Source organism: Sinomonas sp. P47F7 (assembly GCF_049332655.1).
Taxonomy (GTDB): Bacteria; Actinomycetota; Actinomycetes; order Actinomycetales; family Micrococcaceae; genus Sinomonas.
This window is the reverse complement of record NZ_CP186327.1, coordinates 2,379,581-2,406,534: the sequence shown is the minus strand read 5'-3', so window position 1 is coordinate 2,406,534 and position 26,954 is coordinate 2,379,581. Positions and strand designations below refer to the sequence as shown.

Sequence of the window (26,954 nt, the reverse complement as noted above, 5' to 3'; positions counted from 1 at the left end):
CGAAACTTCCTGAGCCTGGAGCAACGGTCCGGAGTGCAACCAGTTCCTCCCTCTCAGGATAGGCACCGGGAGTCGCGGAGCAGAGGGGACGAAAGGCCGGTCTGGCGAAGCGGCGGCCCGATCAACCAACGCCCACCGGGGGACGACGCCGACGCATGGCCCGGCGTGCTCCGCTCCGCCACTGAGTTGCCGCCACTGAGTTTTCGGGCCGTCAGGCTCTTTCGAGCGGGGGCGGACTTACGCGTGCCGCGCCGTTGTTAGAGTGAAAACGCCGCGCCGTCGTAGGTCATTGTCTTAGGCGCGGGATCAGCATCGACGACTTGGGGGACGTCAATGGCGCTCTATCGTTCTGTTCGCTTGGCTTTTCGCTTGGTCTTCCGCTGGCCTTTTCGGCGCGCGTTTCGCTCTGCGGGGCTCGCTGCGGTCGTCGTGTTCGGTCTGGGGCTGTCCGCGTGCGGCTCGGGTCCGGGCGAGGCGGTGCCGTCGGGTGCGTCCTCGTCGGGGCCTTCTGTTTCGTCGGGGTCCTCGAGCGCGCCGCCGACTCCGGACTCCCGCCCCACCCCCGCGAGCTCGAAGGGTCCCGCGAGGAACCTCCCCAGGCCGGTCCTGCCGGAGGCCGCGAAGCACAACACCAAGGAGGGCTTCGCGGCGTTCACGCAGTACTGGTTCGACACGATCACGTACGGGTTGGAGACCGGAGACAGCGGTCCACTTCGCGCCGCCTCAGCCGATGGATGCAAAATGTGTGGTTCCTATCTGACCTCGATTGATGAGATTGGGAATTCCGCAGGATGGCGTGAGGCGCCGCGATGGACGGTTATCGGATTTATCTCAGATTTCATTAAGGATGCAAATGGCAGAATGGCCGGGCAGTTCATCTTGGAAGAGTCTGCGTCGGCTATCTATTCAGCTCAGGGCCTGGCGGACAAACGCCGGGCAGGCGGCCGGCTTCCGGGGGCGCAGGCGATACACGCTGTTTACGGAGATATGAGTTGGATAACTGTCGAAGCAGGTGGAGCGTGAGCCCATTCCATAGGGCTCCGAGCGTCGTTGCTGCAGTGATCGTCTTGAGTGCGTTCGTATCGGGAGAGGCCTCTACCAGTCAGGTCGATGCAGACTGGGGCGACCGTAAAACTAATATTCATGCCAGCACCAGCGGGAGGATCCCGGTTGAATTTCCTCGCTTGCCCGAGGGTGTGAGTGATCCGTACACCTATTCCTATGGCCACGCGTGTCTGTCGGATGAGGTGGGGTTCGGTGATTCCCGGTCCTGCGCGGCGGCGACAGCTGCGTGTACGGAGAAGCCGGACGGGATGCTCGTGAGCTGGTATCGGCAGCGCGCCGGGGCGGAGCCGGAGAGGCTGGACTCGGGCTGCCTCTATCCCGGTGTGCCGCCGGAGCGTCCGGGTGGGGGCCTGGTGGTGGCGGTGACGGAGCGGCAGCTGCGGGAGCTGCCCATCGCGGGCCCGGTGCTGGGGTCCCAGCCGGGCCGGCACACGCTCAAGGGGGCCGAGACGAACCTGTACGCGGAGCCGGCGGGGCAGTCCTTCCGGCTCACGATCGCGGGCCGGGCGGTGGAGGTGCGGGTGGCCCCGGTCGAGTACCGGTGGTCGTACGGGGACGGGGCGGTGTTGACCACGGCGGCCCCGGGCGGGCCGATCCCCGAGGCGAGGTGGGGGGAGAAGACGGCCACGAGCCACGCCTACACCGCCACGGGGGATGTCACGGCTTCCCTGGCGACGGTGTTCGCGGGGGAGTTCTCGGTCGAGGGCGGCCCGTTCCAGCCCATCGCGGGCACCGCGACGGTCCCGTCCACGCCCCGGGCCCTGACCGTGTGGCGCTCCGAGGTGCGCCTCTACGCGGACGACTGCAACGCCAACCCCCACGGCCAAGGCTGCTGAACCCCCGGATCTCGTTCCGGCGAGACGTTCCGGCCCGCGACTGCTGCCCTGACCCGCATCTCCGGTGCAGATTCCCCACGCAGTTGCGGGTCAGGGCAGCAGATGCGGCTCAAGGCAGCAGCTGGGCTAGCCCCGCGGGAGCTGCCGCGCCGTCGTCGTCGGCGAAGGGTCCCAGAATGCAGCAGGGGCCGGCATCCCAGTGGATGCCGGCCCCTGCCGTGAGTCTGACGTGTGGGTCAGAGCGCGTTGACCTTCTTGGCGATGCCCGACTTGCGGTTCGCCGCCTGGTTCTTGTGAATGACGCCCTTGCTCACAGCCTTGTCCAGCTTCTTGCTGGCGCGCTCGAGCGCAGCAGCCGCGCGGTCCTTGTCAGCCGCCTCGACCGCCGTGTTGACGGCGCGGATCAGCGTCTTCAGCTCGGACTTGACGGCCATGTTGCGCTGCCGGGCCTTCTCGTTGGTGAGAATGCGCTTCTTCTGGGACTTGATGTTCGCCACGTGTGTGAACTTTCTTGTTTTGCTGACAGGGTCTAGAGGGCTTTCAAACCGGCCTCGACTGAGCGGCGTGGGGATGCCTTTGGCGGCCGGTTGTCAGTGCCCGTCGACCTGCACGGACACACAGCAGTCCATGTTAGCAGAATTGGCCACACCCACGCCCGGCGCCAGCATCCGGCGTGGCGACCGCCGGGGCTCGGCGGTGCACCCGGATCCGTGGGAGACTGGGAAGTCAGCAATCGCCACAGGCCTGCTCACCACGACGCAGTAATCATCACACAGCAGTAGAGGACGTACAGGGTGTCTCCAATGGCCCGCACCGCGCCGGTGCCCGCCGCGACCGATCCGTCGATCATCCGCAATTTCTGCATCATCGCGCACATCGACCACGGCAAGTCGACCTTGGCCGACCGCATGCTTCAGTTCACCGGCGTCGTCCAGTCGCGGGACATGAAGGCCCAGTACCTCGACCGCATGGACATCGAGCGCGAGCGTGGCATCACCATCAAGTCGCAGGCCGTGCGCATGCCGTGGGAGCTCGACGGCATCGCCTACGCCCTCAACATGATCGACACCCCGGGACACGTCGACTTCACGTACGAGGTCTCCCGCTCGCTCGCCGCGTGCGAGGGCGCCGTCCTGCTCGTGGACGCTGCTCAGGGCATCGAGGCCCAGACGCTCGCGAACCTGTACCTCGCGATGGAGAACGACCTCCACATCATCCCGGTCCTGAACAAGATCGACCTCCCGGCGGCGCAGCCGGAGAAGTATGCCGAGGAGCTCGCGAGCCTCATCGGGGGAGACCCGGACGACGTCATGCGAGTGTCGGGAAAGACCGGGATCGGCGTCGAGGGCCTGCTCGATCGCATCGTTCGGGACATCCCTGCCCCGGTCGGCAACGCGAACGCGCCCGCGCGCGCCATGATCTTCGACTCCGTCTACGACACCTACCGCGGCGTCGTGACGTATGTCCGCGTGGTGGACGGCTCGCTCTCGCCGCGGGAGCGCATCCAGATGATGTCCACGAAGGCGAGCCACGAGCTCCTCGAGATCGGCGTCATCTCGCCCGAGCCAATCCCCAGCAACGGCCTCGGAGTCGGCGAGGTGGGCTACCTCATCACTGGCGTGAAGGACGTGCGCCAGTCCAAGGTCGGCGACACGATCACGAACCTCTCGCACCCGGCGGCGAAGTCCCTCGGCGGGTATCAAGACCCGAAGCCGATGGTGTTCTCGGGCCTCTACCCGCTCGACGGCTCGGACTACCCGGACCTCCGCGACGCGCTCGACAAGCTCAAGCTCAATGACGCCGCGCTCGTGTACGAGCCGGAGACCTCGGCCGCGCTCGGCTTCGGCTTCCGCGTCGGCTTCCTCGGTCTCCTGCACCTCGAGATCGTGCGCGAGCGCCTCGAGCGAGAGTTCAACCTCGACCTCATCTCGACCGCCCCGAACGTCATCTATGACGTCACGCTCGAGGACAAGTCGATCGTGACGGTCACCAACCCGAGCGAGTTCCCGACCGGCAAGGTCAAGGAAGTCCGCGAGCCCATGGTGTCCGCGACGATCCTCGCGCCGAACGAGTTCGTGGGCGCGATCATGGAGCTGTGCCAGGGCCGCCGCGGCCAGATGAAGGGCATGGACTACCTCTCCGAGGACCGCGTCGAGCTGCGCTACTGGATGCCTTTGGCCGAGATCGTGTTCGACTTCTTCGACCAGCTCAAGTCGAAGACGCGCGGCTACGCGTCCTTGGACTGGAAGGCCGACGGCGAGCAGGCCGCGGACCTCGTCAAGGTGGACATCCTGCTCCAGGGCGAGACCGTCGACGCGTTCAGCGCCATCACGCACCGCGACAAGGCCTATTCCTACGGCGTCATGATGACGTCGAAGCTGCGCGAGCTCATCCCGCGCCAGCAGTTCGAGGTGCCGATTCAGGCCGCGATCGGCTCGCGGATCATCGCGCGCGAGAACATCCGCGCGATCCGCAAGGACGTCCTCGCGAAGTGCTACGGCGGCGACATCACGCGTAAGCGCAAGCTGCTCGAGAAGCAGAAAGAGGGCAAGAAGCGCATGAAGATGGTGGGCCGCGTGGAGGTCCCCCAGGAGGCGTTCATCGCCGCGCTCACCACCGACGAATCGAAGGACAAGGCCAAGAAGTAGGGTGCGAGCCTTTCCAGCAATCGTCGGGACGGCGGTGAACTAGGTGCCCAGCGCTCTTCCCCTCGGGGACCCCGCACCGGCCGACGGCGTCCTGCCGCCTCAGGCGGCCGTCGGCGCCGAGGCGCGGGGCTTCTCGCTCTACGCCCACATCCCGTTCTGCACCGTCCGCTGCGGGTACTGCGACTTCAACACGTACACGGCCGCGGAGCTCGGCGGCGGCGCGTCGCAGGCCGAGTACGCGCAGACCGCCGTGGGCGAGGTGCGCCTCGCGGCCCGTGCGCTCGACGCCTCAGGCGTGCCGCGCCGTCGTCTGTCGACGGTGTTCTTCGGCGGCGGGACGCCCACGCTGCTCCCGGCTGGAGACCTTGCCGGGATTCTTGGGGCTGCGGTCGAGGAGTGGGGCCTCGAGCCCGGCGCGGAGGTGACCACGGAGGCCAACCCCGACTCCGTGACCCCCGATTCGCTCGCCGCCTTGCGCGAGGCGGGCTTCACGCGCGTCTCGTTCGGCATGCAGTCCGCCGTCCCGCACGTACTCCGGGTCCTGGACCGCACGCACACCCCAAGCCGCGTCCCCGAGGCCGTGCGCTGGGCGCGGGAGGCCGGCCTCGACGTGAGCCTCGACCTCATCTACGGCACCCCCCGCGAGAGCATCGACGATTGGCGCGCCTCGCTCGACGCGGCGCTCGAGTGCGAGCCCGACCACGTGAGCGCGTACGCGCTCATCGTGGAGGAGGGCACGAAGCTCGCCGCGCAGATCCGCCGTGGCCAAGTCCCCGACGTGGACGACGACGACCACGCCACGAAGTACGAACTCGCCGACGCCGCGCTCGGGGGAGCGGGCTTCCACTGGTACGAGGTGAGCAACTGGGCGCGAGGCGCCGCGGGCGACGCACCGCAAAACAAGCGCTTCGAGTGCCGGCACAACCTCGCCTACTGGCGGGGAGGCGATTGGTGGGGCGTCGGCCCAGGTGCACATTCGCACGTGGGCGGCGTGCGCTGGTGGAACGTCAAGCACCCGCGCGCCTACGCAGCGCGGCTCGCAGGCGGCGCCTCGCCGGCCGCGGGCCGGGAGACGCTCGACGCCGAAACCCGGCTTGAGGAGCGGATCATCCTGGAGCTACGGCTCGCCGACGGCCTACCGGTCGATGTCCTCGCACCCGCGGCCCGCCGCGAGGTCGCCGGGCTCATCGCCGAGGGTCTCGTGCAGCGGCCGCAGGCCCTGCGCGGCACGCTCGTGCTGACGCTCGCAGGCCGGCTCCTCGCCGACGCCGTGGTGCGCCGGCTCATGCCGTAACTGGCCGGCTCATGCCCTAGCGGGCGCCGGGACCGCTACTTGATCCAGCGAAGGTTGAACCGGTAGCGGAACGGCTGGCCGCGGTTGACCTCGATCCCGGCGGCGACGGACATGACCGCCAGCGCGACCCACACGAGCGTCGCGAGCACCGAGAACACGCTGCCGACCACCGGAATGAACGAGAGGACGTTCAGGAGCAGGGCCGCAAGGGTCGGGGGAAGCGTGAAGTTGAGCGCTTCCTTGGACTCTTGGGCCGTGAACGGGCCGCGATCCTTGAACGAAAGGTAGACGAGGAGCGAGGGGAGGCATCCGAGGATGCCGCCGAAGTGCGCGAGTGTGGCCCACTGGCGGTCCTCGCCGGCCGTGAACGGCTCGCTGCCACCCACGTTCCCGAGCCGCCTTTCGTGGGGCTCATGGTGATCCTGCCAGTTGTCGGGCACAGCACGTCCTTGCGGGGTCGGAGGTCTCAGGGCTCGCTCCAAGAATACCGAATGCGTCATACCGGATCACGCCGTGAGGAAGTCGATCACCTCTTCGACCCTGCCCAGCAGCGCGGGCTCGAGATCCGCGTACGTCCGCACCGCGCCGAGGAGCTTCTGCCAGCCCAGCCCGATGTCCTCGGCGGTCGCATGGGGCCAGCCGAACGCCCGGAGGATCCCGGTCTTCCAGTCGGTCCCTCGTGGCACAGCGGGCCACGCGGGGATGCCGAGGGTCTGCGGGCGGATGGCCTGCCACACGTCGACGTACGGGTGGCCGACGATGAGCACGTTGCCCGCGGCGCCCGGCACGGCGAGGGCCCGCTCGGCGATGCGGCTCTCCTTCGAGCCCGCCACGAGGTGGTCCACGAGGATGCCGAGCCGGCGCTCGGGGCCTGGCCGGAAGTCGCCAACGGCGGCTGCGAGGTCGTCGACGCCGTGCAGCGGCTCGACCACGATCCCCTCGATCCGCAAGTCGTCGCCCCAAACCCGCTCGACGAGTTCGGCGTCGTGCTTGCCTTCGACCCAGATCCGGCTCGCGCGCGCAACACGGGCGCGAGCGCCGTCGACCGCTACGGAGCCCGAGGCCGTCCGCTTCGGGCCCGAGTGCGCGGCCCGCGCGGCCGGGGGAGTGAGGCGGATGGGCCGCCCCTCGAGGAGGAATCCATGGCCCAGCTCGAAGGAGCGCGAGCGCCCCCGACGGTCCTCGAGGGCGAAGACGTGCATGCCGCCCGACTTCTCGACGCGCGTGACCGCTCCGACCCAGCCGCTCTGCGAGTCCTCGAGCACCATGCCGAGCTCGATCGGCACGTCCGGGGGAGCGGTCTTCTTGGGGGCCGTGAGGTCGATCGGCCCCCACTGGTCGTAGGACATCGGGTCCGTTCTCCCTTGCTGCCGAGCTTGTTGCTCAGCTGCCGCTGAGCGGATCCGCTTCATGCTAGTCGGGCGGCCGCGCACGCGGCCCCCGACGGGCGCGGCGTGTCCCGTATGCTGGGTTGCTCCGGGACGGGGCGCATAATGGATCTAGCACTTGGGGAGAGAGAGTGCTAACAAATCGCTCGGAAGCATGCGCACGTCGCGCTGCCGATGTCGTCCTCAGGGGAGGTGGAATGAACGAGCCGCGAAAGCTCGAGGTGCTCCGAGCCATCGTCGATGACTACGTCCACTACCGCGAGCCCGTCGGCTCGAAGGCTCTCGTGGAGCGCCACCGGCTGGGGGTTTCGAGCGCGACGATCCGCAACGACATGGCGACGCTCGAGGACGAGGGGCTCATCATGGCCCCGCACACGAGCGCGGGCCGCGTCCCGACGGACAAGGGCTACCGCGTGTTCGTCGACCAGCTCTCGACCGTCCGCCCGCTTTCGGCGGCCGAGCGGCACGCGATCCAGTCGCTCCTCGAGGGCGCCGACGATCTCGACGACGTCCTCGAACGCACCGTTCGGCTGCTGTCCCACCTGACCAATCAGGTCGCCGTCGTCCAGTATCCGCAGCTCGGGCGCGCCCGTGTTCGGCACATCGAGGCGGTGGGCCTCGCGCCGCGCCAGGTCCTGCTCGTGCTCATCGCGGACAGCGGGACGGTCGAGCAGCGGGTCGTGACGGTGGGCGAGGATCTCGACCTCGACCGCCTCGCGTTCCTGCGCCAGAGCTTTCTCGCGTCCGCCGGCGGGCAGCCCGTAGGCCAGCTCGGGGCGAACCTCGCGAGCGTCATGGACACGCTCCTGCCGGAGGACAAGGCCGTGGCGGCCGAGCTCGCGGCAGGGCTCGGTGCCCTCGCGGCGTCGAGCCGAGAAGACCGCATCGTCACGGCCGGGACCGCGTACCTCGCGCGGTCGAACAGCGACTTCCTGCTGAGCATCTCGCCTGTGCTCGAGGCGCTTGAGGAGCAGGTCGTGCTCCTCCGCCTCCTCTCGGAGATGGCCAGCGATCCGCGCGGCGTGGCCGTCGCGATCGGGCACGAGACCGCCGCGGATTCGCTCTTGGAGACCTCGGTCGTGGCTACGGGCTACGGACGCGACGCCAAGATCGGCATTTTGGGCCCCACCCGCATGGACTACCCGGCGTCGATGGCCGCAGTGCGCGCCGTGGCACGGTACCTCTCCAAGATCCTCGCCGGAAGCTGAACGCCGGAAGCAGAAGCTGAAGGCTGAAGAGAAAGAAGACAGTGAGCAGCCACTACGAAACCCTCGGCGTGTCCCCGGACGCGAGCGGCGAGGAGATCAAGAAGGCCTACCGGAAGCTGGCCCGCAAGTACCACCCGGACGTCAACCCGGGTGAGGAGGCGTCCGAGCGCTTCAAGGCGGTCACGCATGCCTACGAGGTTCTCTCCGACCCGGACAAGCGCCGGATCTACGACACGACCGGCAACGAGAACGGCACGGACAACGGCTTCTCGGGCGCCTACAACGGCGCGGGCTTCGCGTTCCAGGACATCTTCGAGACGTTCTTCGGGGGCGGCGGCCAGCAGGCGGGCCCGGCGTCCCGAGTCCGCCGCGGCCAGGACGCGCTCATTGCGGTCCGCATCGAGCTCAAGGACGCCGTGTTCGGCGTCAACAAGAAGATCGAGGTCGACACCGCTGTGCTCTGTACGCGGTGTGACGGCTCGTGCTGCGAGCCCGGCACCGAGCCGGTTCGCTGCACCGTGTGCGGCGGCTCGGGGCACGTCCAGCGTGCGGTCCGCTCGATCCTCGGCCAGGTCATGACCACGGCCACCTGCCCCACGTGCAACGGCTTCGGCACCGAGATCCCGAGCCCGTGCAACGAGTGCGGCGGCGAGGGCCGCGTCCGCAGCCGGCGCGCGCTCACCGTCAAGATCCCCGCCGGCGTCTCGACCGGGACCCGCATCCAGCTCGCGGGCCAAGGCGAGGCGGGCACCGCTGGCGGGCCTTCTGGCGATCTCTATGTTGAGATCCGCGTCGCCACGCACACCACGTTCACGCGCGACGGCGACCAGCTGCACGCGACCCTGAGCGTCCCCATGACGGCCGCGGCCCTCGGAACCGAGCTCACGCTCGAGACGTTCGACGGCGAGCAGTCCATCACGCTTCGCCCCGGCACCCAGTCCGGCGACGTGGTCACGCTTCCGCACCTCGGCGTCGCCCGACTCCGTGGCGCGGGCCGCGGCGACCTGCTCGTCCACGTCAACGTCGAGGTCCCCACGAAACTGGACCCCGAGCAGGAGGAGCTGCTCCGCCAGCTTGCGAAGCTCCGTGGCGAGCACGTCGCCGAGGGCAAGCTCGTGGGCACGGGTGGGGGAGTGTTCGCCAAGCTGCGCGACAAGTTCGGAAACCTCTGACGTGTCCAACCCGGTCTTCTTCGTCCCGGCCGGATCCCTCGACGGCCTCGTCGCTGGCAGCACGGCGACCGTGACCGGGCCCGAGGGCAGGCACGCGGCGACCGTGCGTCGGCTTGGGCCGGGGGAGCCCGTGGACCTCGTCGACGGGCGAGGCACGCGGGCACGGGGACGGGTGTCCCGCGCGGAAGGTGACGTGCTCGCCGTCGTGCTGGACGGCGTCGACCGCGAGCCGAAGCCGCCCTACCGCCTAGTCCTCGTCCAGGCGCTCGCGAAGGGTGACCGGGACGAGCTCGCCGCCGAGGCGGCGACGGAGCTGGGGGCCGACGTCGTCGTTCCGTGGCAGGCCGAGCGCTCGATCGTGCGGTGGAAGGGCGAGCGCGGCGCGAAGTCGCTCGCGAAGTGGCGTGCGCTCGTCGCCGCAGCGGCGAAGCAGTCGCGGCGCGCCTGGGTGCCGGACGTCGACGAGGCGCACGACGGCGGGGAGCTCACCGCGCGCGTGGGGCGGGCGGCCCTCGCAATCGTCCTCCACGAGGACGCGACCGCGCCGCTGGGCGCGCTCCTCGACGAGTTCACGGCACAAGGAGCGCCAACCGACGGCGAGGTCCTGTTCATCGTCGGGCCTGAGGGCGGCATCTCGCCCGCTGAGATCGAGCGATTCACGGCGGCGGGTGCGCGGCTCGCACTCTTGGCGCCTCACGTGCTGCGTTCATCCACCGCGGGGCCCGCGGCTCTCGCGATCGCCGGGGATCGGCTGGGCCGCTGGCCCGCGCGCTCGGCCTCGTAGCGGAGGACCGTTACGGCGTGACGGTGAAGTCCTTGGAGTCCCATGCAAGGGCCGAGGCGTCGCCGGGCCCCGGGTCGCTCGGGAAGAGCCGCAGGACGTACTTGCCCGCAGGAAGGTTGATCGTGAAGCGGATCTGGCCGGCCGAAGCGTCGGCTGCCTGGCTCGCGACCACGTGTCCGCTCAGATACGGCGTGCCCTTGTCGGTCTTGACGTCGGCGCGCGAGACCTGCCAATACACGTCAGCACCGGGGCTCGTGCTCCGGCCGTAGACCGCGAGCTGGCCGTGCGCCGACTCGAGTCCGGCCTGTGGGTCGATGATCCACATGGGGGCGACCATGGCCGGGTCCCGCTGCATGAGCTGGCCCAGCTTCACGCGGTTGAACGCGAGCTGATCCGTGCGTCCATCGACGAGGAGCATGACCTGGACCGGCTGACCCGAGTCGATGACTCCCGCGCTGGCCGCCGCCGCAGTCGCGGTGTAGACGAGCTGCTGGACCGCGAGCTGCGCGGTCTGCTCGTCGACCGTGCTGTTGAACGCGTCGGAGGAGACGTCGACGGTGATGACGTTGCGGCCCGAGATCGATGCGGCGAGCTTCTTGGGGGGCTGCCACGGGCTGAAGAGGTTGGCGTCGAGCGGCTTGACCGACATCATGAGGTGGAGCGCCTTCACGACAGGGTTCTCGGTGCCGGTCGCATCGCGGAACTCGCGGTAGAGGTAGACGCCGTCGCGGGCCCGTCCGAGCCAGTAGACAGGCGACTTCGTGGACGTCTGAGACGTCTCGAGGGGGACCGAGGCCGAGGCGCCGCCGCCCGAAATGGCTGGGGACGCTCCCGCCGCGAGACTCGGTGCCGGCTGACCGCTCGCGGTGCACCCCGAGAGCAGGATGGCGAGCACGGCAAAGCCCGCGAGCGCAGTGCGACTGCGGCGCGTCGGGCTTGCGGTACGGGTAGCCATGGCTGTCCTCCGGGCTCGTGGCTGGGCACCGCGCGGGCACCCAGAAGGCAGGGTTGCACGCGGACCCCCCGCCGGCGCCTCCCCGGGCAAGGTCCAGCTTGACATAGCGACCTGTCTACCGAGTGGCCGCTGCCGGTTTCGTTGCCCAAGTGATGCGGGATTGATACCTAGCGGTAGCATGGTTCGACAGGTTCCGAATGAGGAGAGAAAAGGCATTTGACAGCGGAGTTCCCGCACACGACGCCCACAACCAGGACCGAGGTGCTCCGCTTCGCCTCTGGCGAAGACATGGTCCACATCCTCGGACCGCACGATGAGGCCCTCCGCTACGTCGAAGAGCAGTTCCCCTCCGTGTCGATCCACGTCCGCGGCAACGAGCTCACGATCGTGGGGCCGCCGGCGGAGGCGCCGCACATCAAGCGGCTGTTCGAGGAGATCACGGCACTCGCCGAACGGGGGACGCCCGTCACGCCGGCCTCGCTCGCGCAGCTCGTGGCGATGCTCCGCGAGCAGACCGTCGCGAGCCCATCGGACGTGCTCACCCACAACATCCTCACGAGTCGCGGCCGGACCATCCGGCCCAAGACCGCCAACCAGAAGAGCTACGTCGACGCGATCGACGCGAACACTGTCATCTTCGGCATCGGCCCGGCGGGCACGGGCAAGACGTATCTCGCGATGGCCAAGGCAGTCCAGGCGCTCCAGCACAAGGACGTGAGCCGGATCATCCTCACGCGGCCGGCGGTCGAGGCCGGGGAGCGGCTCGGCTTCCTGCCGGGCACGCTCAACGACAAGATCGACCCGTACCTGCGCCCGCTGTACGACGCGCTCCACGACATGATCGATCCCGAATCGATTCCGCGGCTCATGGCCGCGGGCACCATCGAAGTGGCCCCGCTCGCCTACATGCGCGGCCGCACGCTCAACGACGCGTTCATCATCCTCGACGAGGCCCAGAACACGACCCCCGAGCAGATGAAGATGTTCCTCACACGTCTCGGCTTCGGATCGAAGATGGTCGTCACGGGAGACATCACGCAGGTCGATCTTCCCTCCGGCACGTCGTCGGGTCTGCGCATCGTCCGGGAGATCCTCGCCGGTATCGAGGACGTGAGCTTCTCGATGCTCGACGCGTCCGACGTCGTGCGGCACCGCCTCGTGTCCGACATCGTCACCGCGTATGGCCGCTGGGACGAGCGGCAGCGCGCGCGCACAGAGCGCGCGCGCACAGAGCGCGCGCGCCTCCGATCCGATCGGCGCCGCGCCTCAGGGTCCGAGCATTCCGCGCCGACTAAGCTTGAGCCGTGAGCATCGAAGTCAACAACGAGTCCGGGGTAGCCGTCGACGAGGAAGCGCTCGTCCGGCTCGGCCGGTTCATCTTCGACCGCCTGTGGCTGCACCCGCAGACCGAGCTCTCCGTGCTCCTCGTCGACGAGGCGGCCATGGAGCGCCTCCACCTCGAGCTCATGGACGAGCCCGGTCCCACCGACGTGCTGTCCGTCCCCATGGACGAGCTCACGCCGGGCACCCCGGGGCGCCCCACGCCGCAAGGCATGCTCGGCGACATCGCGATCTGCCCCCAGGTGGCTGCGGAGCAGGCGGCACGTGGCGGGCATTCGACGGCGGACGAGATGCTCCTGCTCGCGACCCACGGCATCCTTCACCTGCTGGGCTTCGACCACGCCGAGCCGGAGGACCGGGATGAGATGTTCGGCCTCCAGCGCGAGCTGCTCACGGAGTTCCTCGGCCGGCCTGCCCCGAAAGAGACGATGGCGTGACCATTGCCGTTCTGCTGGCCATGGCGCTGGCGTTCACGGCGCTCGCTGCACTCCTGACGGCCGCTGAGGCCGCCCTCTCCTTCCTCCCACGTCACGACGCCGAGGAGCACATCGAGCAGGGGCACGCGCGCTCGCTCGCGGTCATCCTCGCCTCACCCGTGCCGCACGTGCGGGCGCTCCGCTTCTGGCGCATCTGGTTCGAGACGGCCTCGGCCGTCGCGGTCGCGGTACTCATGCAGAGCTGGCTCGAGAACGTGTGGCTCGCGGGGCTCTCCGCGACGATCGTCATGGCGCTTATTGGCTTCCTGCTCGTCGGCGTCTCGCCGCGCCAGCTCGGGCGCCGGCACGCTCTCGCGGTCGCGGCGGCCACCGCCCCGTTCACCACGTGGCTGCGTCGCATCCTCGGTCCCATCCCGGGCTGGCTCGTGTCGATCGGCAGCGCCGCGACGGGCACGGACCCCACTCAGGAGGACGCGATCTACTCGACGGACGAGCTGCGCGAGTTCGTCGAGCGGGCCAGCGACTCCGAGGACTTCGAGGAGGACCAGGCTGACCTGCTCCAGTCGGTGTTCGAGCTCGGCGAGACGCGTGTGCGCGCCGTCATGGTCCCGCGGACCGACGTCATCGCGATCGAGGCCGGCTCGAGTCTCCAGCAGGCCATGTCGCTCTTCCTCCGCTCCGGCTGTTCGCGCGTGCCGGTGTACGTCGAGAATCTCGATGACGTGCGCGGCGTCCTCTATCTCAAAGACGTCGCCGCGCGGCTCCACCAGGCACCCGAAGCCGCTGACGAGCCGGTCGAGGCGCATGCACGCGCGCCGCGCTTCGTCCCGGAGTCCAAGCCCGTGAACGAGCTGCTCAAGGAGCTCCAGCGGGAGTCGACGCACCTCGCGATCGTCGTCGACGAGTACGGCGGAACGGCCGGGCTCGTCACGCTCGAGGACCTCATCGAAGAGCTCGTGGGCGAGATCGCCGACGAATACGACGAGGACGACGAGGAAGCCGTCGAGATCGCGTCGGGGCTCTTCCGCATCCGCGCCCGCATGAGCCTCGACGATCTCGGCGAGCTTTTCGACGAGGACCTCGAGGACGACGAGGTGGACACCGCCGGCGGCCTCCTCGCGAAGGCGATCGGCCGAGTCCCGATCGTGGGCAGCAGCGCGGAGATCGACGGCATCCGCCTCACCGCCGAGCGCCTCGAGGGTCGCCGCAAGCGCGTGAGCCACCTCCTCGCGCAGAGGGCAGAGCCCCCGCGTGAGGACGGCGCTGACGACGGCGACGACGCGGGATCAGAGCGCAATCATCACGAGACGACAGGGAGACAGCATGGCTGAGCAGGACCGTGACGCGCAGAAGATGGCGGGCGACGGCGGCTTCCGGGCCGGGTTCGCGGTCCTCGTGGGCCGGCCCAACGCGGGCAAGTCCACGCTCACCAACGCCCTCGTGGGCCAGAAGGTCGCGATCACGTCCGCGAAGCCGCAGACCACGCGCCATACCATCCGCGGGATCGTGCACCGCGCCGACGCCCAGCTCATCCTCGTGGACACCCCCGGGCTGCACCGACCGCGAACCCTTCTGGGGCAGCGTCTCAACGACCTCGTCGCCGACACGCTTTCCGAGGTCGACGCGATCGGCTTCTGTCTCCCCGCGAACGAGCGCATCGGCCCAGGCGATCGCTTCATCGCGACACAGCTCGCCGGGGTGGGCCGCAAGCCGATCGTCGCGATCGTCACGAAGGCCGACCTCGCCGACCGGGGCGGCCTTGCGGAGCAGCTGCTCGCGGTCACCGCACTGGGCCGTGAGGTGCTCGGGGGAGACGGCTTCGCGGACGTGGTTCCGGTCTCGGCGCAAGACGGCTATCAGGTCGAGACCGTCGCGGATGTCCTCGTGGGCCACATGCCGCCGTCGCCGCCGCTCTACCCCGACGGCGAGCTCACCGACGAGCCCGAGGCGGTCATGGTCGCGGAGCTCGTGCGCGAGGCCGCGCTCGAGGGGGTGCGCGACGAGCTGCCCCATTCGCTCGCCGTCGTCGTCGAGGAGATCGTGCCTCGAGAAGACCGCCCCGAGGACAACCCGCTGCTGGATGTCCGCGTGAATCTCTTCGTCGAGCGCCCCTCGCAGAAGGCGATCATCATCGGCCGCGGCGGCGAGCGCCTGCGTGATGTCGGCTCGCGAGCGCGGCACGGCATCGAGGCGCTGCTGGGGACTCGGATCTATTTGGACCTGCACGTCAAGGTCGCCAAGGACTGGCAGCGCGACCCGAAACAGCTCGGCCGCCTCGGTTTCTGACCCGCCCGCACAGGTGCCTCTCAGATGCCCCTGTAAAATGGTTCGGAGTGTCATCTAGCGGAGGGCGAGGTTTGGATATATCAGGGGGCGGAGCGCGTCATGCCCGAACGCGACGCCATATTGCACTGTGGGTCAAGATTCTTTGGGGAGTCGTGGCCCTCGCAATCGTCGGCGTCATCGCGTTTGCAGGATATTGGACGTGGAGGCTTCAGTCGAACCTTCACAAGGCTCCTCTGAGCGCCGGCAATTCGACGGCGGACGCCACGAACGATGCGACCGACCCCCTGCAGATCCTCATCATCGGCACGGATACGCGCTCGGGCGCGGACGCCTCCTACGGCTCTCAGGCAGACAGCTCCGGGTACGGCAACTCGGACGTCATGATCCTCCTGAACATCTCGGCGGACAACAAGGTCGTGTCGATGACGAGCTTCCCGCGTGACCTCATGGTGCCGATCCCCAAGTGCCATGACCCGCAGAGCAACAAGGATTACCCGGCCCAGGAGATGGGGCAGATCAATTCGGCCATGGCCGAGGCGGGCCCAGGCTGCGCCGTCGACACGATCAACAAGCTCACCGGGCTCCAGATCGACCACTTCATGGTGGCCGACTTCAACGCCGTCAAGGACCTCTCGAACACGATCGGCGGCGTCCAGGTCTGCGTCAACGCCGCCATCGACGATCCGCTCTCGGGCCTCAAGCTCCCGGCCGGAACGTCGACGATCCAGGGTGAGATGGCGCTCGCCTTCCTCCGCAGCCGCCACGGCGTGGGCAACGGAAGCGACATCTCCCGCATCAAGTCCCAGCAGGAATTCCTTGCCTCGCTCGCCCGCAAGGTCAAGTCCGACGGCACGCTCTCGGACGCGCCCAGGCTCCTCTCGATCGCGGACACGATCACCAAGAACCTCACCGTGGACAGCGGGCTCGCCAACCCCGAGACCATGCTGACCATCGCGAACCGGCTCAAGGCGGTCGATCTGGCCAAGGTCGCATTCGTCACCGTCCCGTGGGAGCCGTACGTCGCGGATCCGAACCGCGTCCAGGCCAAGGAGCCGGATGCCTCCGCCCTGTTCCAGGGGCTCCGCGACAACCGCGACCTGACCGCTCCGGCGGCCGCGGCCCCGACGCCGACGCCTAACGGGACGGCCAGTGCCGCGCCGACGAGCGCGCCGCCCACGTACAACAAGGCGCTCCAGCCTGTCGCGGTCGCGAACGGCTCGGGCATCACCGGCAGGGCGAACGAGCTCACGCAGTTCCTCGCGAGCCAGGGCTTCTCGAAGACGGCCCAGTTCACGGCCGCGACTGTCGCGACGACGAGCGTCTACTACGGCTCGAACTTCGCCGACGTAGCCAACGACGTCGCGGCGGCTCTCGGGATCCCGTCGTCCCAGGTCCACCCCGCGAACATCAACGGGGTCCAGGTGTATCTCGGCCAGGACTTCACGTCCGGCACGCACTACACGCCGAAGGCCCCGGACACCGTGGTGGCCCAGACGGCCGCCGACAACACGTGCCAATCGGCCTTCGGCCACTAAACCCCGTCTCGCGGAAAGCTACCCCCGCCCCACACCCTCCGGGTACAGATAAGGCCCGGCATCCTCGCGGATGCCGGGCCTTTCCGTCAGCAGCCTCGGCCGGCTACCAGATTTCGACGCGCTCCGCGGGGTCGAGCCACATCTTGTCCCCCTCGGCCACGCCGAACGCCTCCTGGAACGCCGTGAGGTTCCGCGCGATCGTGTTCGTCCGGAACTCGTTGGGGGAGTGCGGATCAATCGCGAGCCGCCGGATCGACTCCTCGGTCCGGCAGACCTGCCGCCACACCGTGGCCCACGAGACGAAGAACCGCTGATCGCCCGTGAAGCCGTCGATCACGGCGGCCTCGTTCCCGCCGAGGTGCAGCCGGTACGCCTTGAACGCGATGCCGAGGCCGCCCAGGTCGCCGATGTTCTCGCCGAGCGTGAGCCTGCCATTGACGGTGTGGCCCGGCGCCTCGGCCGGGGACAGCACCTCGAACTGTTGGACGAGCCGGGTGGTGAGGGCCTCGAACTCGGCCCGATCGTCATCCGTCCACCAGTTGCGCAGCGCGCCGTCGCCGTCGAACTGCGAGCCCTGATCGTCGAAGCCGTGCCCGATCTCGTGCCCGATCACGGCACCGATCCCGCCGTAGTTGACGGCCGCGTCGGCCTCCGTGTGGTAGAACGGCGGCTGCAGGATCGCGGCAGGGAACACGATCTCGTTCATGAGCGGGTGGTAGTAGGCGTTGACGGTCTGCGGCGTCATGAGCCACTTGATGCGGTCCACGGGCTTGCCGATCTCATCGAGGAGTCGGTCAAGCTCGCCCGCATGTGCCCGCCGTACGTTGCCGAGGAGGTCTCCCGAATCGACCTCGACGGCTGAGAAGTCGATCCACTCGTCGGGGTAGCCGATCTTGGGGCGGAACGCATCGAGCTTGGCCAGCGCGCGCTCGCGCGTCTCCGCGCCCATCCACGGGAGCACCGTGATGCTCTCGCGATAGGCCTCGACAATGTCAGCGACGAGGCGCTGCATTGCCTCCTTGTGTTCGGCCGGGAAGTGGCGCTCGACGTAGAGCCTGCCCACGGCCATCCCGAGCCCGCCCTCGACGGTCGCGACCCCGCGCTTCCACCGCTCCTTGTTCTCGGGGGTGCCGCTCAGCACGGTCCCGTAGAACGCGAAGTGCCGGTCCACGAACTTGGCCGAGAGGAACGGCGCGGCGGCCGAGATGACGTGGGCCGCGAGCCAGCGCTTCCAGTCCTCGAGCGGGACCTCGCCGAGCAGGGGCGTCACACCGGACAGGAACTCGGGATTCCCCACGACGACCTCGGCGCGAGAGGCCTCGGAAACGCCCGTGGCCTCACCCCACGCGGCGAAGTAGGGGAACTCGGACGCCGCCTTCTGGTCCGTGTACAGGTTGTACGTCTTCTGCGGATCGCGCAGCGTCACACGATCCCAGTGGAGGGCGGCGAGCCGCTCTTCGAGACGAACGACGGCGGCCGCGTCCTCAGCGGGCGACGCGCTGCCCACGAGGGCGAACATGTCCGCGAGATACGAGCTGTACGCCGCCCGGACCTCCGCGAAGCGATCCTCCCGATAGTACGACTCGTCGGGGAGTCCGAGCCCGCCCTGGGACAGATAGAGCAGTACTCGTTCGGGGTTGCCCGCGTCAGGGGCCGCATAGTAGCCAAAAAGGCTTTCGCTGCCCCCGCGGCCAAGGCGCGCGGACGTCGTCACGAGCCCCTCGGCGTCGTCAATTGCCTCCACCTCGGCGAGCAGCGCGTGCAGCGGTGCGGCGCCGAGCTGTGCAACGCGTTCCTCGTCCATGAAGGAGGCGTACATCGCGCCGATCTTCTGTTCGTCGCTTCCGGCAGGGTGCCCGGTCGCGGCGAGCTCCTCAATGAGCGCCCGGACATTCTCCTCGGCGAGGTCACGGAGCTGGATGAACGTTCCGACCAGCGCACGGTCGGACGGGATCTCCGTCTCCCGGAGCCACGCGCCGTTCACGTGCCGGTAGAGATCGTCCTGGGGACGCACGGTCCTGTCGAAGTACTCGCGCTCGACGCCAGACGGCGCGACAGAGCTTTCGGTCATGGTGCCTCCTTGAGGGCATGCTCGGATGGCTTCATCCTAAGCGCGGGGCCTGACAGCGCGGTGGGCGCTCGCGCGGTGCGTGCTATCGTGTCGATGTGCCCATTGCGCAGCGCCTCCTTCTTAGCTGCCGTGGCGGGGCCCTGTAGCTGCCGACGGATCTGAATCCGCCAGAGCTAGGCCGGATCCCCGCCGCGGAGTTTTGTGACGCCCGGCCACAAGGATCCCAGCTTTGAGAAAGGCCTAGAGTAAAACCATGCGCAACGCACAGAAGCCCTCGGGCATGCCCGTTCACCGCTACCTCCCGTTCCACGAGCAGATCACCGTCGAGCTGCCGGACCGGACATGGCCGGACAAGCGCATTGAGAAGGCGCCGCGCTGGTGCGCCGTGGACCTTCGCGATGGCAACCAGGCGCTCATCGATCCCATGAGCCCCGCTCGCAAGCTCAAGATGTTCAAGCTCCTCGTCTCAATGGGCTACAAGGAGATCGAGGTCGGCTTCCCCTCCGCCTCGCAGACCGACTTCGACTTCGTGCGCCAGCTCATCGAGGGCGGCCACATCCCCGACGACGTCACGATCCAGGTCCTCACCCAGGCCCGCGAGCACCTCATCGAGCGCACGTACGAGGCCCTCGTCGGCGCGAAGAGCGCGATCGTGCACCTCTACAACTCGACGTCGGTGCTGCAGCGCCGCGTCGTGTTCAACTCCGACGAGGAGGGCATCCTCGACATCGCTGTCCAGGGCGCGCTCCTGTGCAAGAAGTACGAGGAGACCCTCCCGGACACCCGCATCACGTATGAGTACTCGCCGGAGTCCTTCACCGGCACCGAGCTCGAGTACGCCGCGCGCGTGTGCAACGCCGTCGCCGAGATCTTCGAGGCGTCCGCGGACAGCCAGGTCATCATCAACCTCCCGGCCACCGTCGAGATGGCCACGCCGAACGTCTACGCCGACTCGATCGAGTGGATGAGCCGGAACCTGCACCCGCGCGAGGGCATCATCCTCTCCCTGCACCCGCACAACGACCGCGGCACGGGCGTCGCGGCGGCGGAGCTCGGCTACCTCGCGGGCGCCGACCGGATCGAGGGCTGCCTGTTCGGAAACGGCGAGCGGACCGGCAACGTGGACCTCGTGACGCTCGGGCTGAACCTGTTCGTCCAGGGCGTCGACCCCATGATCAACTTCTCGAACATCGACGAGATCCGCCGCACGGTCGAGTACTGCAACCAGTTGCCCGTCGCCGAGCGTGTGCCGTACGGCGGCGACCTCGTCTTCACCGCGTTCTCCGGCTCGCACCAGGACGCGATCAAGAAGGGCTTCGAGGCCCTCGAGCGCGACGCCTCCGCCGCGGGCGTCCCGGTGGACGAGTTCACGTGGCAGGTGCCGTACCTGCCGATCGATCCCAAGGACCTCGGCCGCACGTACGAGGCCGTGATCCGCGTGAACTCGCAGTCCGGCAAGGGCGGGGTGGCCTACCTGCTCAAGAACGAGCACAACCTCGACCTGCCGCGGCGCGCGCAGATCGAATTCTCGCGTGTCATCCAGCAGCACACGGACACCGCGGGCGGCGAAGTGAGCCCCTCGACGCTGTGGGACATCTTCAGCGACGAGTACCTCCCGGCGTCGTCGGTCGACGGCGGCAAGGCGTGGGGCCGCTTCGCGCTCTCCTCGGTGAGCACCGAGACCGCCGAGGACGGAACGATGACGCTCGAGGCCTCGCTCCGCATCGACGGGACGCCCGTGCAGCGCACCGGCACGGGCAACGGCCCGATCGCCGCGCTCCTCGACATCTTCTCGACGGAGGGCGTCGACGTGCGAGTCCTCGACTATACCGAGCACGCGCTCTCGGAGGGCGGGAGCGCACGCGCCGCGGCGTACGTCGAGTGCGGGATCGGCGAGCGCATCCTGTGGGGCGTCGGCATCGACGCGAACACGAGCCTCGCGGCCCTCAAGGCTGTGATCTCCGCCGTCAACCGCGCCCTGCGCGACAGCGCCGCGGCGGGCGTCTGACCCTACCGCTGCCGCGCCTCGCCCGCACGGCGAGGCGCGGCAGCGCGCGGTCCGGGCCTGGCGGGTGGGAGAATACTAGCTATGGCCGAATCGACGTTTGCTGCGCGGAGCTACCGCGACGACGGCGTCATCCTGCGCACCCATCGCCTCGGCGAGGCCGATCGGATCATCGTCATGCTCACGAAGCACCACGGTCAGGTGCGGGCCGTGGCCCGCGGGGTGCGCCGCACGGGCAGCCGCTTCGGCGCCCGGCTCGAGCCGTTCATGGTCGCCGACGTCCAACTCGTGCGCGGGCGGTCGCTCGAGGTGATCGGCCAGGCCCTTGCGAAGGGCACGTACGGTCGCGACATCGCGGCTGACTATTCGCGCTACACGGCCGCTGCCGCGATGGCGGAGACCGCGGAGCGGCTCACCGCGAACGACGGCGAGGCCTCCCTTCCGCATTTTCAGCTCCTTGTCGGGGCGCTCGCCGCGCTGAGCCGCGGCGCCCATTCGCCCGAGTTGATCCTCGACTCGTACCTCCTGCGCGCGCTCTCGACGGCCGGCTGGGCTCCGAGCTTCACCGACTGCGCGCGGTGCGGCGAGCCGGGACCGCATTCGGCATTCTCGGCCGCCCTCGGGGGCATCGTGTGCCACGACTGCCGCCCGCCCGGCTCCCCTGCACCCGCGCCCGAGACCGTGCGCCTCCTCGCCGCGCTGCTTTCGGGAGACTGGGCGACGGCGGACGTCTCGGAGCCGGCGCACCGACGTGAGGCCTCAGGCCTCGTCGCCGCGTACGTCCAATGGCATCTCGAGCGCGCCGTCCGCTCGCTCCGCCTCGTCGAACGCGACGATCCACCCCTTCCGGCCCCCACTCACCAGGAGACCAGCAGCACGTGACACCTTCCCGCCGCGAAGCGCGACCGATCGTGGCCCCGTATCCGCATCCCTCAGGCGCGCGTCCTCCGGCCATCCCTGGCGAGTTCGTGCCGCGCCATGTGGCCATCGTCATGGATGGCAACGGCCGCTGGGCCAATCAGCGCGGGCTCCCGCGCATTGAGGGCCACAAGGCGGGGGAGCCGGCCCTCCTGGACGTCATGGCCGGGGCCATCGAGCTCGGGATCGAGTACGTGTCCGTCTACGCGTTCTCGACCGAGAACTGGAAGCGCTCCCCGGAGGAGGTCAAGTTCCTCATGGGGTTCAGCCGGGACGTCCTGCGCCGGCAGCGCGACACCCTCGACGCGTGGGGCGTTCGCATCCACTGGGCCGGGCGGCGTCCCCGGCTGTGGGGTTCTGTGATCCGCGAGCTCGAAGAGGCCGAGCAGCTCACGCGGAACAACTCGAAGTGCCACCTGACCATGTGCGTCAACTACGGCGGGCGGGCGGAGATTGCCGACGCCGCGGCCGCCATCGCGCGCGACGTCGCCGCCGGGACGCTGAGCCCGCGCACGGTCTCGGAGAAGACCATTCAGCGCTATCTCGACGAGCCGGACCTGCCCGACGTCGACCTCTTTCTCCGGAGCTCGGGGGAGCAGCGGCTCAGCAACTTCATGCTGTGGCAGTCCGCGTACGCCGAGATGGTGTTCATGGACAAACTGTGGCCGGACGTCGACCGCCGGACGCTGTGGGAGGCCGCGGAGATCTACGCGAGCCGCGACCGGCGCTACGGGGGCGCGGTGGATCGGGCCCCCGGGGCCTGAGCCTCAGACGCCCGCGCCGCGGCCCGCGACCGACGCGTCGAGCCACGCGCCCAGCCGGAGGTAGGCCTCGCGCCGCACGCCCGGCGCGGACAGGAGCACGTCATGCAGCCCCCCGTCCACGAGGACCTCGTCGAGGTCGCCGCACACGAGCGCGGCGGCCCGGCGCATCGGCGCGATCGGCAGCACGGCGTCCCGGGAGCGCATGTGCTCGCGCCACACGAGTCCGGTGTCGCTCCGCGTCGACGCAAGCAGGAGCGTGGGCAGGGCGATCCGCGGACCTTCCGCGAGTTCACGCTGCGCCGTCAGAACTCCGTGGAGCCAGCCCGCGCGGACCGGGAACGCGTTGCGCGGACGCAGGTCCTCGCGGAGGTCCCATTCCCCGCCCGCCTCGCGGGCCACGGCGCGCCAGAAGAAGCCGCGCGGCGGAAGGGGCAGGACCCGTTCGGGGCGGCCTCCCGCGCGGGGCGCGAGCGCGAACTCGAGCATGCGGCCGGCCGCGCGTCCGCCGTGCGGGACGAGCCACGGGCTGCTCAGGACCACCGCGGCGAGGCGCTCGGGGCGGCGCTGAGCCTCAAGGGCCACGGCGAGCCCTCCTGTCGAATGGCCCATGAGGGCGATGGGCCCGGTCCCGTCGGCCGCCACGGCGTCCAGCGCGGCGTCGATGCTCGAGAGGTAGTGGGCGGCCGACGGGACGAAACCGGGCTGACCTCCCGGGCGCAGGCTCCGGCCGTGCTCGGGGACGTCGAGCGCGTAGAAGCGCCATCCTCGCGCCGTCACGAAGCGCGCGAGCTCGGTATTGAAGTAGTAGTCGCTCCAGCCGTGCACGTACACGAGGGCAGGACGGTTCGCCCCGGCGCTCGGCGCATCGCCGGCGAAGCGCACGAGGGTACCGGCCGCCGTCGTGCCCTCCCCGAGAGCGCATTGCTCGAAGCCGGGGCCAAGAAAGTCGGCGCTCCATCGGTTCATGCGCCCTCCTCGCGCTTTCACGTTCAGGATAGGCCGTTCGTTTTGTTGACGGCCCTTCGCCTGGGCGACACTTGAGGCATGCGTGTCTACCCCCTCTTCTTCCGTGCTGCCTTCTCGTGGATGGACGCCGAGCGCGCCCACCGGATCGGCTTCGGCGCCATCCGCGCGGTGCACGGGGTCGGCCTGGGCGGCGTCCTCGAGCGGTTCACCGCTCCGGCAGAGTCGCTTCGGACGAGCGCATTCGGCGTCGAGTTCCCGTCGCCGTTCGGCCTCGCGGCGGGCTTCGACAAGGAGGGGCTGGGCATCGAGGCCCTCGCGGAGCTCGGCTTCGGCCACGTGGAGGTGGGCACGATCACGGGCCAGGCGCAGCCCGGCAACCCGAAGCCTCGGCTGTTCCGGCTCGTCAAGGACCGCGCGGTGGTGAACCGCATGGGGTTCAACAACGACGGCGCCGCCACCGTCGCGCCGCGCCTCGCCACAGCGCGCGCCGCGCTCGAGAAGAAATACGGATCCCGGCGGCCGGTCATCGGCGTCAACATCGGCAAGACCAAGGTGGTTCCGCTCGAGGACGCCGTGGCGGACTACCGCGTGAGCGCGCGGGCCCTTTCCCCGTATGCCGACTACCTCGTGGTCAACGTGAGCTCCCCGAACACGCCGGGCCTGCGCCTGCTTCAGAGCGCCGATTCGCTGCGGCCACTTCTCGAGGCGGTGCGCGAGGAGTCGACCGCGTCCGCGGGCCGCCGGGTCCCGCTCCTTGTCAAGATTGCCCCTGATCTCGAGGACGCGGATCTCCACGACGTCGCACAGCTCGCGCTCGAACTCGGACTCGAGGGGATCATCGCAACCAACACGACAATCGGCCGGGACGGGCTCGCGAGTGACCCGGCCGCCGTCGAGGCATGCGGGGCTGGCGGCCTTTCCGGCGCGCCGCTCAAGGCGCGTTCGCTCGAGGTGCTTCGCCGCCTCGCATCGATCGTCGGTGATCGCCTTGCGCTCGTCTCGGTGGGCGGCGTCGAGACGGCGTCGGACGTACAGGAAAGGCTCGCCGCGGGGGCGAGCCTTGTCCAGGGGTATACGGCGTTCCTCTACGAGGGGCCCTTCTGGGCCGCCTCGGTGAACCGGGGGCTCGCCGTCAGGAAGGATACTGCCCGCGCGTGACCTGCGGCTTCGGCAGCCGGAGCGGGCGGAATTGGAGCGCGCGCATCGCGCCGTACCAGACCGTGCCGCGCTCGACCTCGGAGAACTTGTCCGTGAGACGCCTCCTGATCTGGCGTGAGAGCCAGAACGTGTCGATGATGACGAGGGCGAAGACCACCCAGAACGCGATGAGGATGAAGAACTGAGCCTCGCTGGCCTGCGGCACCACGAAGGAAATCACCACAAACGCGAGCGCCGCGAACATGAGGTACTCGCCGAGATTGAACCGGGCGTCGACGACGTCGCGGGCGAAGCGCTTCTGCGGTCCACGGTCCTTGAAGGGCAGGTGCCGTTCGTCGCCGGTCTCGAGGGCTCGGCGCACGCGCGCCCGCTCGTCCGCGGCAGCCTGCCGCTCTGCGACCCGCGATGCCTTCCGGTCGGTTGGCACGAGCGGCCGACGGCGGGCCGCTTCCTGCTCCTTGCGCCGCGGGGTCGGCGCCCCCTTGCCGATCATGGGGTCGGCTGGCTTCTCCTCGGGCTGCCCGGCGCTCTCGGCCGCGGACCCGTTCTTTCGTCCAAACACCTTTAAAGGATAGCCAACCCGGGCTGCCGGTTGCTCGTGCGAGGGGGAGCCTGAGGCATTGATGCCCCATCGCACGGCTTGTACTGTGAAGCCATGATTTCAGAATTCGCCCCCACGGCTCCCGGCCTCACCGACGAACTGCGCGCCGCCGTCGACCGCCGCTTCGAAGCGACGCTCGCCGAACTCATCGGGCTCGCCGCGATCCCGGGCATCGCCTGGGAGGCGTTCGACGCTGAGGAGCTCGAGCGCAGCGCGCGCACCGTCGCGGGCCTCGCCGAGGCGGCCGGGTTCGAGTCGGTCGAGATCCTGAGGGCGCCACGCCCCGACGGCAGGCCCGGTGGGCCGGCCGTTGTGGCAAGCCGGCCGGCCAAGCCCGGCAACCCAACCGTTCTGCTCTACGCCCACCACGACGTGCAACCGCCAGGGGACCGCGCCCTGTGGGAATCCGAGCCCTTCCTCCCCGAGGAGCGCAACGGGCGGCTCTACGGCCGCGGCACCGCGGACGACAAGGCCGGCGTCATGGTCCACATCGCAGCCTCGCGCGCGATCGCCGACGTGCTCGGAGACGCTGGCGGAGTGGGCGTGACGCTCTTCGTCGAGGGCGAGGAAGAGGCAGGATCCCCGAGCTTCCGGACGTTCCTCGAGACCTACCGTGACCGCCTCGCCGCCGATGTCATCGTCGTCGCCGACTCGTCCAACTGGGCCGTGGGCACGCCCGCCTTGACGACGAGCCTGCGGGGCCTCGTCGACGGCTCGTTCACGCTGAGCGTCCTGAGCCACTCCGTGCACTCGGGCGTGTTCGGCGGCCCGGTGCTCGACGCCCCGACGCTGCTCGCTCGCCTCATCGCGACCCTCCACGACGACGAGGGCAACGTCGCCGTGCATGGGCTCGTGGTCGCGGACGATCCCGAGGTCGAGTACCCCGAGGAGCAGTATCGCCGGGACGCGGGAGTGCTCGACGGCGTCCGGCTCGCCGGGAGCGGAAGCGTCGCCGCCCGGCTGTGGAGCCGCCCTGCGCTCTCGATCATCGGCATGGACGTCCCGGCTGTCGCTGTCTCGTCGAACACGATCCAGGCGACGGCGCGCGCCAAGTTCAGCATGCGGCTCGCCCCCGGGCAGGATCCCGATGCGGCCATGGCGGCGATGGGGCGGCACCTCGAGGCGAACGTTCCGTTCGGCGCCCGCCTCGAGTTCACGCCGGGGGAGCGGGGGAGCGCCTATCTCGCGGACACGTCCTCGCCCGCCGCGAGCCTCGCACTCGACGCGCTCCGCGCCGCGTGGGGCACCGAACCCGTGCGCATGGGAATGGGAGGGTCCATACCCTTTGTTGCGGATCTTAAAGAGGTATTCCCCGAAGCCGAGGTGCTCATCACGGGCGTCGAGGATCCGGACAGCCGAGCGCACAGCGCGAACGAATCGCTCCATCTGGGCGATTTCAAGCGCTGCATCGTCGCGGAGGCTCTGCTCCTCGCAGCGCTCGGCGCCGACGAGGGTTAGACCAGCCGGAGGGGATCGCCGTAGCATGGATTGAGGGGGACGCTGCCTGCGCACGCAGGAATCC

The 26,954-nt window shown here is 69.2% G+C and carries 25 protein-coding genes; 17 read left to right on the top strand and 8 right to left on the bottom strand.

From position 1 onward, the window contains the following. Nucleotides 1-341 precede the first annotated feature (341 nt). Nucleotides 342-680, bottom strand: a complete 339-nt coding sequence (locus ACOKR1_RS11260) for a hypothetical protein (protein WP_422936723.1) — start codon at nt 678-680, stop codon at nt 342-344. Here ACOKR1_RS11260 and ACOKR1_RS11255 point away from each other — a divergent pair. Together ACOKR1_RS11255 and ACOKR1_RS11250 are read left to right on the top strand one after the other, a co-directional pair. Beyond that, nucleotides 607-1,023: a DUF6318 family protein gene (locus ACOKR1_RS11255; protein WP_422936612.1), complete on the top strand. Its 417-nt coding sequence runs from the start codon at nt 607-609 to the stop codon at nt 1,021-1,023. The genes ACOKR1_RS11260 and ACOKR1_RS11255 overlap by 74 nt on opposite strands. A gap of 296 nt (nt 1,024-1,319) precedes the next feature. Then, on the top strand, nt 1,320-1,901 hold the full coding sequence (locus ACOKR1_RS11250; protein ID WP_422933166.1) for a hypothetical protein: 582 nt from the start codon (nt 1,320-1,322) through the stop codon (nt 1,899-1,901). Nucleotides 1,902-2,137: 236 nt separating this feature from the next. Here the strand turns inward: ACOKR1_RS11250 and rpsT are convergent, their stop codons facing one another. After that, on the bottom strand, nt 2,138-2,398 hold the full coding sequence (rpsT, locus tag ACOKR1_RS11245) for a 30S ribosomal protein S20 (RefSeq protein WP_415856839.1): 261 nt from the start codon (nt 2,396-2,398) through the stop codon (nt 2,138-2,140). Between the two features lie 297 nt (nt 2,399-2,695). Between rpsT and lepA the strand changes: the two genes are divergently transcribed. Both lepA and hemW read left to right on the top strand, forming a co-directional pair. Beyond that, entirely contained in the window at nt 2,696-4,549 is a 1,854-nt protein-coding gene (gene lepA, locus ACOKR1_RS11240; protein WP_422933165.1) for a translation elongation factor 4, read from the top strand. Between the two features lie 43 nt (nt 4,550-4,592). Further along, nucleotides 4,593-5,843, top strand: a complete 1,251-nt coding sequence (gene hemW, locus ACOKR1_RS11235) for a radical SAM family heme chaperone HemW (RefSeq protein ID WP_422933164.1) — start codon at nt 4,593-4,595, stop codon at nt 5,841-5,843. 35 nt (nt 5,844-5,878) lie between these two features. Here hemW and ACOKR1_RS11230 read toward each other — a convergent pair whose 3' ends face one another. Beyond that, nucleotides 5,879-6,229: a DUF4870 domain-containing protein gene (locus tag ACOKR1_RS11230; protein WP_422936611.1), complete on the bottom strand. Its 351-nt coding sequence runs from the start codon at nt 6,227-6,229 to the stop codon at nt 5,879-5,881. 120 nt (nt 6,230-6,349) lie between these two features. After that, a complete protein-coding gene (locus ACOKR1_RS11225) occupies nt 6,350-7,192 on the bottom strand; it encodes a DUF3097 domain-containing protein (RefSeq protein ID WP_422933163.1) in 843 nt (280 codons plus the stop codon). A gap of 236 nt (nt 7,193-7,428) precedes the next feature. Here ACOKR1_RS11225 and hrcA point away from each other — a divergent pair, with 236 nt between their 5' ends. Genes hrcA through ACOKR1_RS11210 form a run of 3 tightly spaced genes read left to right on the top strand, consistent with a single transcriptional unit; the run spans nt 7,429 to nt 10,395 of the window. Further along, a complete protein-coding gene (gene hrcA, locus ACOKR1_RS11220; protein ID WP_422933162.1) occupies nt 7,429-8,439 on the top strand; it encodes a heat-inducible transcriptional repressor HrcA in 1,011 nt (336 codons plus the stop codon). 41 nt (nt 8,440-8,480) lie between these two features. Continuing rightward, nucleotides 8,481-9,611, top strand: coding sequence for a molecular chaperone DnaJ (gene dnaJ, locus ACOKR1_RS11215; RefSeq protein ID WP_422933161.1), 1,131 nt, complete (start codon nt 8,481-8,483; stop codon nt 9,609-9,611). Nucleotide 9,612: 1 nt separating this feature from the next. Then, complete coding sequence (locus tag ACOKR1_RS11210; RefSeq protein ID WP_422933160.1) at nt 9,613-10,395, top strand: 16S rRNA (uracil(1498)-N(3))-methyltransferase; 783 nt, start codon at nt 9,613-9,615, stop codon at nt 10,393-10,395. Nucleotides 10,396-10,405: 10 nt separating this feature from the next. Here ACOKR1_RS11210 and ACOKR1_RS11205 read toward each other — a convergent pair whose 3' ends face one another. Continuing rightward, nucleotides 10,406-11,350 (bottom strand): GerMN domain-containing protein, encoded by a 945-nt coding sequence (locus ACOKR1_RS11205; protein WP_422933159.1) that lies wholly within the window; start codon nt 11,348-11,350, stop codon nt 10,406-10,408. A 216-nt stretch (nt 11,351-11,566) separates the two neighbouring features. Here ACOKR1_RS11205 and ACOKR1_RS11200 point away from each other — a divergent pair, with 216 nt between their 5' ends. From ACOKR1_RS11200 to ACOKR1_RS11180, 5 genes are all read left to right on the top strand, one after another. Beyond that, complete coding sequence (locus tag ACOKR1_RS11200; protein ID WP_422933158.1) at nt 11,567-12,658, top strand: PhoH family protein; 1,092 nt, start codon at nt 11,567-11,569, stop codon at nt 12,656-12,658. Then, nucleotides 12,655-13,128, top strand: coding sequence for an rRNA maturation RNase YbeY (gene ybeY, locus ACOKR1_RS11195; protein ID WP_422933157.1), 474 nt, complete (start codon nt 12,655-12,657; stop codon nt 13,126-13,128). The genes ACOKR1_RS11200 and ybeY overlap by 4 nt, the downstream gene beginning before the upstream one ends. Continuing rightward, the gene (locus ACOKR1_RS11190; protein WP_422933156.1) at nt 13,125-14,459 is read left to right on the top strand and encodes a hemolysin family protein; all 1,335 of its coding nucleotides are present in this window, start codon (nt 13,125-13,127) and stop codon (nt 14,457-14,459) included. Before ybeY ends, ACOKR1_RS11190 begins: the two co-directional genes overlap by 4 nt. Next, nucleotides 14,452-15,414, top strand: coding sequence for a GTPase Era (gene era, locus ACOKR1_RS11185; RefSeq protein ID WP_422933155.1), 963 nt, complete (start codon nt 14,452-14,454; stop codon nt 15,412-15,414). Before ACOKR1_RS11190 ends, era begins: the two co-directional genes overlap by 8 nt. A gap of 152 nt (nt 15,415-15,566) precedes the next feature. Further along, nucleotides 15,567-16,949 (top strand): LCP family protein, encoded by a 1,383-nt coding sequence (locus ACOKR1_RS11180; RefSeq protein WP_422933154.1) that lies wholly within the window; start codon nt 15,567-15,569, stop codon nt 16,947-16,949. Between the two features lie 103 nt (nt 16,950-17,052). Here the strand turns inward: ACOKR1_RS11180 and ACOKR1_RS11175 are convergent, their stop codons facing one another. Next, complete coding sequence (locus tag ACOKR1_RS11175; protein WP_422933153.1) at nt 17,053-19,020, bottom strand: M13 family metallopeptidase; 1,968 nt, start codon at nt 19,018-19,020, stop codon at nt 17,053-17,055. A 253-nt stretch (nt 19,021-19,273) separates the two neighbouring features. On the opposite strand from ACOKR1_RS11175, the gene leuA reads away from it, so the two are divergent. The 3 genes from leuA to ACOKR1_RS11160 all read left to right on the top strand — a co-directional run bounded on the left by leuA (nt 19,274) and on the right by ACOKR1_RS11160 (nt 22,707). Then, nucleotides 19,274-21,028 (top strand): 2-isopropylmalate synthase, encoded by a 1,755-nt coding sequence (leuA, locus tag ACOKR1_RS11170; protein WP_422933152.1) that lies wholly within the window; start codon nt 19,274-19,276, stop codon nt 21,026-21,028. A gap of 81 nt (nt 21,029-21,109) precedes the next feature. Then, entirely contained in the window at nt 21,110-21,907 is a 798-nt protein-coding gene (gene recO / locus ACOKR1_RS11165) for a DNA repair protein RecO (RefSeq protein WP_422933151.1), read from the top strand. After that, complete coding sequence (locus tag ACOKR1_RS11160; protein ID WP_422933150.1) at nt 21,904-22,707, top strand: isoprenyl transferase; 804 nt, start codon at nt 21,904-21,906, stop codon at nt 22,705-22,707. Before recO ends, ACOKR1_RS11160 begins: the two co-directional genes overlap by 4 nt. A 3-nt stretch (nt 22,708-22,710) precedes the next feature. On the opposite strand, the gene ACOKR1_RS11155 is transcribed toward ACOKR1_RS11160, so the two are convergent. After that, the gene (locus ACOKR1_RS11155; RefSeq protein ID WP_422933149.1) at nt 22,711-23,673 is read right to left on the bottom strand and encodes an alpha/beta hydrolase; all 963 of its coding nucleotides are present in this window, start codon (nt 23,671-23,673) and stop codon (nt 22,711-22,713) included. A 78-nt stretch (nt 23,674-23,751) separates the two neighbouring features. On the opposite strand from ACOKR1_RS11155, the gene ACOKR1_RS11150 reads away from it, so the two are divergent. Beyond that, nucleotides 23,752-24,831, top strand: a complete 1,080-nt coding sequence (locus ACOKR1_RS11150; RefSeq protein WP_422933148.1) for a quinone-dependent dihydroorotate dehydrogenase — start codon at nt 23,752-23,754, stop codon at nt 24,829-24,831. Here ACOKR1_RS11150 and ACOKR1_RS11145 read toward each other — a convergent pair. Next, nucleotides 24,806-25,393, bottom strand: a complete 588-nt coding sequence (locus ACOKR1_RS11145; RefSeq protein WP_422933147.1) for a DUF3043 domain-containing protein — start codon at nt 25,391-25,393, stop codon at nt 24,806-24,808. The two genes, ACOKR1_RS11150 and ACOKR1_RS11145, sit on opposite strands and share 26 nt — an antisense overlap. A 93-nt stretch (nt 25,394-25,486) precedes the next feature. Between ACOKR1_RS11145 and ACOKR1_RS11140 the strand changes: the two genes are divergently transcribed. Further along, nucleotides 25,487-26,890: a dipeptidase gene (locus tag ACOKR1_RS11140; protein ID WP_422933146.1), complete on the top strand. Its 1,404-nt coding sequence runs from the start codon at nt 25,487-25,489 to the stop codon at nt 26,888-26,890. Nucleotides 26,891-26,954: the final 64 nt, after the last annotated feature.

Excerpts from the sequence above, each read along its gene's own strand:
- ACOKR1_RS11175 (WP_422933153.1), bottom strand. The coding sequence starts at position 19,020 with ATGACCGAAAGCTCTGTCGCGCCGTCTGGCGTCGAGCGCGAGTACTTC.
- era (WP_422933155.1), top strand. The coding sequence starts at position 14,452 with ATGGCTGAGCAGGACCGTGACGCGCAGAAGATGGCGGGCGACGGCGGC.
- ACOKR1_RS11155 (WP_422933149.1), bottom strand. The coding sequence starts at position 23,673 with ATGAACCGATGGAGCGCCGACTTTCTTGGCCCCGGCTTCGAGCAATGC.
- ACOKR1_RS11225 (WP_422933163.1), bottom strand. The coding sequence starts at position 7,192 with ATGTCCTACGACCAGTGGGGGCCGATCGACCTCACGGCCCCCAAGAAG.
- ACOKR1_RS11205 (WP_422933159.1), bottom strand. The coding sequence starts at position 11,350 with ATGGCTACCCGTACCGCAAGCCCGACGCGCCGCAGTCGCACTGCGCTC.
- ACOKR1_RS11150 (WP_422933148.1), top strand. The coding sequence starts at position 23,752 with ATGCGTGTCTACCCCCTCTTCTTCCGTGCTGCCTTCTCGTGGATGGAC.
- recO (WP_422933151.1), top strand. The coding sequence starts at position 21,110 with ATGGCCGAATCGACGTTTGCTGCGCGGAGCTACCGCGACGACGGCGTC.
- ACOKR1_RS11140 (WP_422933146.1), top strand. The coding sequence starts at position 25,487 with ATGATTTCAGAATTCGCCCCCACGGCTCCCGGCCTCACCGACGAACTG.
- leuA (WP_422933152.1), top strand. The coding sequence starts at position 19,274 with ATGCGCAACGCACAGAAGCCCTCGGGCATGCCCGTTCACCGCTACCTC.
- hrcA (WP_422933162.1), top strand. The coding sequence starts at position 7,429 with ATGAACGAGCCGCGAAAGCTCGAGGTGCTCCGAGCCATCGTCGATGAC.